The sequence below is a fragment of the Flavobacterium sp. genome (assembly GCF_046317795.1).
In the GTDB taxonomy this organism is placed as follows: domain Bacteria; phylum Bacteroidota; class Bacteroidia; order Flavobacteriales; family Flavobacteriaceae; genus Flavobacterium.
This window is the reverse complement of record NZ_JBKCVI010000007.1, coordinates 1-7917: the sequence shown is the minus strand read 5'-3', so window position 1 is coordinate 7917 and position 7917 is coordinate 1. Positions and strand designations below refer to the sequence as shown.

The window sequence follows — 7917 nt, the reverse complement described above, 5'->3', positions numbered from 1 at the left end:
GCCACGGTCAACGAGTTTGTCATTGCTCAATTGCATATCGACCATTTTGTTACCTTTCACTTTGCCGAGTTGTATCATAGTGGCTGTCGAAATCATATTCAAAACCAACTTTTGAGCAGTTCCAGCTTTCATTCTCGAACTTCCAGTTACGAACTCTGGACCAACCACAACAACCACAGGAAATTGCGCTGTTAATGCTAACGGACTTCCTTCATTACAAGTAATGCAACCTGTGATGATATTATTCTCATGGCATTTTTCTAAACCACCAATAACATAAGGCGTTGTTCCCGAAGCTGCAATACCAATCACGACATCGTTCTCAGTAATGTTCTCGTTTTGTAAATCCAGCCAAGCTTGTGTTGGATTATCTTCAGCATTTTCCACAGCACGACGAATGGCTTTGTCGCCACCGGCAATGATTCCATTTACTAAATCAAATGGTACACCAAATGTAGGCGGACATTCCGAAGCATCAACAATTCCCAATCGACCTGAAGTTCCTGCACCAATATAGAATAATCTTCCGCCGAGTTTCATTTTTTCCACTATATTAGTAACTAAAGTTTCAATTTGAGGTAAAGCTTTTTCTACAGCAAACGGAACGGTTTTGTCTTCGTTATTGATATTGGATAACAAATCATTCACCGACATTTTTTCTAAATGTTCGTAGTGTGAGGATTGTTCGGTGGTTTTGGTGAAGTTCATTATTGTGCTGCTGAATTTCAAAGTTGCTAAGATACTAAGTTTTATTGTCTCTTAAAAAAAGCAAATCTGTTATTAAAAGGAAGTTTAATATTGGTAACATATTCTAAAGTGTCATTTTTTATATAGAACTTATCATTGATAAATTTAACATATTCACCATTTCTTTCATTTGGTTTACAATCTTTTATTGTAGTTTCAAGTTTAAAATCTTCACCCTTTATTGGTGCTCTAAAATTATTCCCAAAACCATTTGTAAATTGACATTCTTTTGAAGGAATGCTATTCAAAATTAAAGTGTCGTTCATAACTTTCCATTTTCCAAATGAATTACACCGCCACTGGCAACCAGCATCTCTATATTCAAAAGTATGATCCGAGTTAATTTTTAAATATGCCTTGTGGGGAATAATTATTTTTTTTGACTGCCACTCTCTGATAAATATATCTTCACTTTCATTTTTACATGAAATTGACAAAACACTTAAAATAAGGGGCAATAAAATTTGGGATATTTTCATAATTATAAATTTACACAAAACACGCCAACAAAATCCCTAAAATTATCACCGAAATCTTAGCAATATTAAACTTGTGACCTTCGCTACTTTCAAAGATTATGGTAGAGGAAATATGAAACAGAATTCCAATAACGATGGCGGTAATTTGAGTGTAATATTGATTAAGAATCGGGAAGTAGTCGGAAACAAATGTTCCTAAAGGTGTCATAACAGCAAAAGAAATCATAAACAAAAACAAAGCGGTTTTATTCAACTGAGCGTTAAGAAAAAATGTTGTTAAGATAATGGCAATGGGTAAGTGATGAATGGCAATTCCATAGGCCAAATCGTGATGATGCCCAACTGGAAAACCTTCTAAAAAAGCATGAATGCACAAACTAATAAACAACAGCCATGGCATTTGTGTCAATTTATCATGTCCGTGAACGTGACCGTGTTCTGCGCCTTTGGAGAAAAACTCTAATATGATTTGGAATAAAATCCCAAGCATAATAAAAATCCCAACAGAGAGATTATGTTTTACATACACATCAGGCAACAAATGCATTACCGTTATCGACAGTAAAAACGAACCACTGAATGCTAATAATAGTTTGAGATTGTTTTTCTTTTTTGGCTTAATAAACAATGCAATTGCATAGCCCAAAATAACTGATAATAAAGGAAGTATGTAATTCATATTGTAAATTATAGTTTTTGTATCTCAAGTATTCATTCTGCTTAATTTTTTCCCTCATCCAACTTCCCACTTCCATCTCCCATCTTCCATCTTCCATCTTCCGTCTTCCGTCTTCCATATTCCCTCTTCCCACTTCCATCTTCCCTCTTCCTACTTCCATCTTCCCTCTTCCTACTTAAATATCATTATCAATCGTTCACTCGTATTCTTATGGAATTTTTTTAGCTTGTAATCTCCAAAAGTGTCTAGTAAATAGATGCCTGATTCATTCATCATGGATTGAAAATCTTCTAACACATACGCCCTCACTTTTTCGGTAAAATGGAATTTCTTTCCTTCGGTTTCAAAATCAATTTCTTTGGCAACAAAACCATCTAATAGGTAGCGTTTAATATGAAATGTGATGCCATCAACTTCTTTAATTTCTTCTGGAATTAAATTCTCAATAACGTTTTGAGAATTCATAAAATCAATCACAGCAAAGCCATATTCCGAAAGACTTTCTTTGATTGCGATTAATGTTTTTAAATTGTCTTCTTCTTTTTCGAAGTAGCCAAAACTAGTGAACAAATTGAAAATAGCATCAAATTTGTCTTGAAAAGGTTCGCGTTTATCATGAACAACAAAACGCAATGTTTCATTCGCATTTTTATTGGCTTCAGCTATACTGTTTTCTGATAAATCGGCACCAGTAACGTCATAACCCAATTGATTTAAATAAATGGAATGACGACCTTTGCCACAAGCTAAATCAAGGACTTTGGCTTTCTCGGGTAAATTTAAATAATGCGTAAGATTGTCCATGAAGATTTGCGCTTCACGGTAGTTTCTTTCTTTGTAAAGGATATGATAATAAGGTGTGTCAAACCAAGAGGCATACCAATTATTGGTTTCGGGTTTCGAGTTTTGAGTTTGCTTCGCCAATTCAATAGCTTTTGGGATGGGTTTTATTGCTCCTGACATTTATTCGTTTCAAATGAATTCTTCTCCTGCAAAATTAATGTATTTTTGCCGAAGTATGTCCAAGTTTGAAATTTGAAATTTATGATTTGAAATTTATATGGAATTTGGAATTTTTATATTGAACCTTCGACTTCTCTCAGGGTGACAAAATGTATATTATGGAGAATTTTAAAATGGTGGCCAAAACTTTTTTTGGTTTTGAAGAAATATTAGGTAAAGAATTGCTGCAACTTGGCGCACAAGATGTTGAAATTGGCACTCGCGCAGTGAGTTTCAAAGGTGACAAAGGTTTTATGTACAAAGCTAATTTATCGTTACGAACAGCCCTAAAAATTTTAAAACCGATTTATTATTTCCGAGCTACGAATGATTTGAATTTATACAAAGGCATGCAAGGCATTGATTGGAGTAAGTATCTCAGCGCAAACCAAACTTTTGTTATTGATACTACCATTCACTCTGATAATTTTAAGCACTCACAATTTGTTTCACAAAAAGCCAAAGATGCAATCGTTGACCAATTCAGAGATAAAGCTGGACAGCGTCCAAGTGTTGATAAAGATTTTCCCGATTTAAGAATTAATATTCATATTGACAGAGACCAAGTATCGGTAGCATTGGATACTTCTGGAGCTTCGTTGCATCATAGAGGTTATAGAACTGCCACGAATATTGCTCCTATAAACGAAGTTTTGGCAGCAGGAATGTTATTGCTTTCAGGTTGGGATGGAAGTTGTGATTTTTTAGATCCAATGTGCGGTTCGGGAACTATTTTGGCGGAAGCTGCAATGATTGCGTGTAATATTCCGGCCAATATCAATAGAAAAGAATTTGCTTTTGAAAAATGGAACGATTGGGATAACGATTTGTTTGACCAAATAATTGATGCATTGATGAAGCGCACTAAAGAATTCCATCATACTATCATTGGCTACGACAAAGCACCAAGTGCCGTTCAGAAAGCCAAAGACAACATACAAAATGCCAATCTTGATGAATATGTAACCATCTCACAAGCGAATTTCTTTGATACCAAAAAGGAAATTGCTGGACCATTGCACATGGTATTCAATCCTCCTTATGGTGAACGATTGGATATTGAATTAGAACGTTTTTATAGAGAAATTGGTGATACATTAAAGAACAATTATTCCAATACCAATGCCTGGTTTATTACTGGTAATTTAGAAGCACTCAAGTTTGTTGGACTTCGTCCTTCAAGAAAAATAAAGCTTTTCAATGGAAGTCTGGAAGCAAGATTAGTAAAATATGAAATGTATGAAGGTAGTAAGAGAACTAAGTTTCAAACTACACAAGAAGAATAATTATTTGAACATATAACCTACCGTAAAACGGGCGTAACCATTATTAACATTGACAGACGAACCAGTTGCAAAATAATTGTAATTGAAAATAGTGGTTAAACCTTGGTAAATCCCAACTTCAAAGAAGAGTTTGTTTAAAGTAAATCCCGTTCCAAGATTAAACCCAAAGTCTATAGTAGACTTAGCATCTTGATTAAAGTCACTCATTTCTTTTTCTGAGATTAAAAATCCAATTTGAGGACCAGCAAGGAGATAGATTTTGTTCCAAAATTTAAACTCCAACGGAATATCAATATATGTCAGTTTTTTGTCGATTTGGTCAATTTCGAATGTATCAAATATAATGGGGTCAAAGTTGTTTGGAGAAGGAGTTTTGGTTCTGTCTCCTTGTTGTGAGAACATTAATTTGGGTCTGAAATGCACTTTGGGAGCAATTTCTTTTTCATAGACCAATCCCAATTGCAATCCAAATGAGTCTTCGGCTAAGATTTGTCCGCCAAAACCATCAGTGAAATAGGAATAATTCAAACCCGTAAAAGCGCCTAATTTGTATTGGCCAAAAGAAGTGCAGCTGGTTAGTATTGCTAAAGATAATATTATTTTTTTCATAAAATATAAATTGAATTTAGTATGCTCTTTTTGCAATTTCCTCTCTTATTTTTTTTAGATTGGTATAATTTATAATTACCAGTGGTAAAAAGGCAATAGGTAAAACTATGAATACATTAAAACCTTGTTTGAAAGTTAAGTAAATCCCTGATGCAAATTGAATTACTAACATTCCCAATAATACTCTATTAATTGTTTGGGTGGTTTTAGCTCTTTTTTTAAGTTCTTCAATAGTTAAGGTAGTAATGTCAGGTTGGTTTTTCATAATTTAAGGTTTTTGGTTTCGGAATCAATCACTTTAATAATGGTTGTCACTTTATCGGCATCAATGCGCTTGGCTTTAATCACTTTATTTTTATCTAAAATATAAATTACTGGAGTAGAGTAGACGTCATATTTTTCTATGGAATTGTTGTAATGCGCACCATCATAAACGTTTATCCAAGGTAATTTGTTGTCAGCTATATATTTCAAATACTTTTCACCTTCGTGTTGCATGTAAACACTGAAAACTTTCACATTTACTTTCTCTTTTAGCAATTCGTTATAAGCATCCAAAAGTTTTGGAATTTCTTTTTGACAATGGCCACAATCCACATCCCAAAAAACGAGAATGGTATAATCTGCCTTGACATCGCTAAGCTTTACCCACAATTTATTAACTTCATTCACATTGGCATAAAAAACCTTGGTCATTTCTTCGCTATTCTTTGCGTTTTCAAAACCCATTGCTTTCATTTTGCTAAAGTCTTCTGCCTTAATCATGAATAAATCTTGAGCAGTTGCGCCAACCAATAGTGGTTTAAGTTTATCAGCACGTTTAATGATTTTTTGAACGACCTCTTCGTCATCATAAATTCCTGTGGCTTTTCCTGTTTTAAAATATTTGTCGGAGATGTGAACAAATACTTTATCAAAACTCATAATTTTAGAGGTTTCATAAGTGTAAGTAAAATGAGCCAACATCAATTTATAGAGTAGACTTCCTTGTACAGTTTTGGCCATCAAGCGATCTATTTCCACACAAATAGAGTCTGGATGCGTAACCACCACTTTGTCAAAATACTTATTTAGCTTATTGGAAAAGAAAGGATTTCGCATGATAGCATCATCGTTAAAATCAACATTATCCCAATAATGTGTTTTGTAATAGTTGTAAACCATTAAACTATCAGGTCTGCCGTTGGTAGCTTTTGGCACGTTTTTCAAAATCTTTTCAGTTTTCAAATTTAAGACATCGGCAATGAGTGAACCTTTGTTTCTGCTGATAAAATCTTCTTCATAATCCATTATACGTCTTTCAAATTCATTTTGTTTTTCAACAAGTGCAAGGGTATCTTTTTTATTTTTTACTACTGTTTTTTGTTTTAAATCTAAATAATCCTTGTTTTGCTGGGCTATATAATTAAGATATGAAAAAAAATCATTTTCTCTTTTGGAGTTTATTGCTTTTAGTTCTTTGGTAATGTTTATACCTAGTTCGGTTGATAATTCAAGTTTTTGAGTATCATCATCAATAAAGAAATCGAAAAGAATTGCTTTCTGTTGGCTTACCAATGAATAAATTCCTTTATCCAGTTTTTCTTTGCCTTTAAAAACTATTTTTCCATTTTTAATGCTGGTACAAGTATCTTTAATCAACGTTTTATCAAACCGATAAAAAGTGAGATAAGCTAAACTATCTGTACAGTTTTTTAAATTGATAGTTATTTCATAACCCGATTGGGCAGAAGCGAATAGCGAAGAGAAACAAAAAATAATTGCAACGAGTAATTTCTTCATAAACCAACTATTAATGTAGAGTTTTAATATAGATGTCCAAAAATAACTATTTTTAAAATATAAGTAACCTTCAATTTTTAAAGTTTACTTAAAAAAAAACTAATAGCAGGTTTTAATAATTTATATATTTGCATCTCTTTAAAGTATTAGATTACTACTAAATTTACTCCATGACAAATAAAAACAAAGCATTACTATATAATCTTTTTTCTTTTGCACTTATCTTTATAGTGGTTCGGATACTTTTGGGAGTATATTCAGGTTTGTACGGATTTTGGTTACCGCTGACGGCATTTATAGTAAGCACCATTTTATCACCAAAATTTCAAGCGGTTACCACCAGAGATGGTGAGAAGATTTTTATGAGATGGATGTTTATTAAAGGAATAAAAAAGTTCTAGAAAAACTATCTATTGTTTCTTTTTTTCTTTTTTTGCTTTTTCCTCTGATTTTGCCTTGGCTTTTACCGTTGACTTATACAAAGGAATAAAGTAGGATATCGTATAGTTGAAGCCAACACCAAATTTACCATCATAAGTTCGGTTGAATCCTGGAATGTATAAATTATCGAAATTATCAGGTACTTTTTGCGATACCAAATATTTTAGCGAAAAGTTAAAACCAACAAATACATTATTTATTACTTTGACTTTGGTTCCTGCAATGACTTCGATCCATTGGGCTGTTAATCCATCATATTTTTCTCCTGGTAAAAGGAGTATTTCCTCAAAATAGTTATTAGGATTGTATATTTCAAAATTATTCAAAGTTTGACTAAAACTACTCACGCCATATCGTAGTCCGATGGAAATGATATTTTCCATATTGAGCCAGTTTTCATAAGTATTATAGTCAAAACCTACTTTCAAATAGGTACCGCTTGTAGTAAAGTTGAGTTGATCTTCGTCGACGGTTTTTTCTTCATTGCCTATTTCTGCTGCTAAATAGTGTCTTCGCGTCAAACGATAATCGCCTACCAGTTCTATACCACGATAATCTTCCTCATACAACATGCGAGTTAGTTTAAACAAGTCAACACCCAAACGTAAGCCATAACGTTCCTTTTTTATAGGGATACTGTCTTTTTTTGTTTCGGTTACTTTTTGTGCATTGCCTATTAATGAAAGCAATACCATGCATATACTAAAAGAAAACTTTGATATGTACTTCATTTTCGGTGTTAATGTTTGTAGTTTGTATGTTTATATTTTGCATCCAAAGTAAATCAGGTGTAGCGGTATCGGTTTGGATAAGACCATTGGGTGAGTTTAGAATGAAAATGGTTTTATAGCCACAAGCTCTAGACACATATACGTTTTGACGTGTATAATTA

Annotated in this window: 12 protein-coding genes; 2 read left to right on the top strand and 10 right to left on the bottom strand. The window is 33.1% G+C overall.

From position 1 onward, the window contains the following. From murQ to ACK5ON_RS00300, 5 genes are all read right to left on the bottom strand, one after another. Positions 1 to 708, bottom strand: a 708-nt coding sequence (gene murQ, locus ACK5ON_RS00320) for an N-acetylmuramic acid 6-phosphate etherase (protein ID WP_409818792.1), incomplete at its 3' end; no start/stop codon positions are given. A 41-nt stretch (positions 709 to 749) separates the two neighbouring features. After that, positions 750 to 1226: a hypothetical protein gene (locus ACK5ON_RS00315; RefSeq protein ID WP_396176700.1), complete on the bottom strand. Its 477-nt coding sequence runs from the start codon at positions 1224 to 1226 to the stop codon at positions 750 to 752. 10 nt (positions 1227 to 1236) lie between these two features. Then, a complete protein-coding gene (locus ACK5ON_RS00310; protein ID WP_409818790.1) occupies positions 1237 to 1905 on the bottom strand; it encodes a ZIP family metal transporter in 669 nt (222 codons plus the stop codon). Further along, on the bottom strand, positions 1844 to 2065 hold the full coding sequence (locus ACK5ON_RS00305) for a hypothetical protein (RefSeq protein WP_409818788.1): 222 nt from the start codon (positions 2063 to 2065) through the stop codon (positions 1844 to 1846). The genes ACK5ON_RS00310 and ACK5ON_RS00305 overlap by 62 nt, the downstream gene beginning before the upstream one ends. An 11-nt stretch (positions 2066 to 2076) precedes the next feature. Continuing rightward, complete coding sequence (locus ACK5ON_RS00300) at positions 2077 to 2868, bottom strand: class I SAM-dependent methyltransferase (protein WP_409818786.1); 792 nt, start codon at positions 2866 to 2868, stop codon at positions 2077 to 2079. A gap of 158 nt (positions 2869 to 3026) precedes the next feature. On the opposite strand from ACK5ON_RS00300, the gene ACK5ON_RS00295 reads away from it, so the two are divergent. Continuing rightward, a complete protein-coding gene (locus ACK5ON_RS00295) occupies positions 3027 to 4193 on the top strand; it encodes a class I SAM-dependent RNA methyltransferase (RefSeq protein ID WP_409818783.1) in 1167 nt (388 codons plus the stop codon). Here ACK5ON_RS00295 and ACK5ON_RS00290 read toward each other — a convergent pair whose 3' ends face one another. From ACK5ON_RS00290 to ACK5ON_RS00280, 3 genes are read right to left on the bottom strand one after another with little or no spacing between them, the layout of a single operon-like run. Continuing rightward, a complete protein-coding gene (locus ACK5ON_RS00290) occupies positions 4194 to 4802 on the bottom strand; it encodes a porin family protein (RefSeq protein WP_409818780.1) in 609 nt (202 codons plus the stop codon). A 16-nt stretch (positions 4803 to 4818) separates the two neighbouring features. Then, complete coding sequence (locus tag ACK5ON_RS00285) at positions 4819 to 5067, bottom strand: hypothetical protein (RefSeq protein WP_409818778.1); 249 nt, start codon at positions 5065 to 5067, stop codon at positions 4819 to 4821. Beyond that, complete coding sequence (locus ACK5ON_RS00280; RefSeq protein ID WP_409818776.1) at positions 5064 to 6584, bottom strand: DUF5106 domain-containing protein; 1521 nt, start codon at positions 6582 to 6584, stop codon at positions 5064 to 5066. The genes ACK5ON_RS00285 and ACK5ON_RS00280 overlap by 4 nt, the downstream gene beginning before the upstream one ends. Positions 6585 to 6754: 170 nt before the next feature. On the opposite strand from ACK5ON_RS00280, the gene ACK5ON_RS00275 reads away from it, so the two are divergent. Further along, positions 6755 to 6985 carry a hypothetical protein gene (locus tag ACK5ON_RS00275; RefSeq protein ID WP_409818774.1) on the top strand — a complete coding sequence of 77 codons (231 nt, stop codon included), beginning with the start codon at positions 6755 to 6757 and terminating at the stop codon, positions 6983 to 6985. A gap of 9 nt (positions 6986 to 6994) precedes the next feature. Here the strand turns inward: ACK5ON_RS00275 and ACK5ON_RS00270 are convergent, their stop codons facing one another. Further along, a complete protein-coding gene (locus ACK5ON_RS00270; RefSeq protein ID WP_409818772.1) occupies positions 6995 to 7756 on the bottom strand; it encodes a DUF6048 family protein in 762 nt (253 codons plus the stop codon). Further along, the coding region (locus ACK5ON_RS00265) for a DUF6452 family protein (RefSeq protein WP_409818770.1) at positions 7728 to 7917 on the bottom strand (190 nt) is incomplete at its 5' end. The genes ACK5ON_RS00270 and ACK5ON_RS00265, both read right to left, overlap by 29 nt.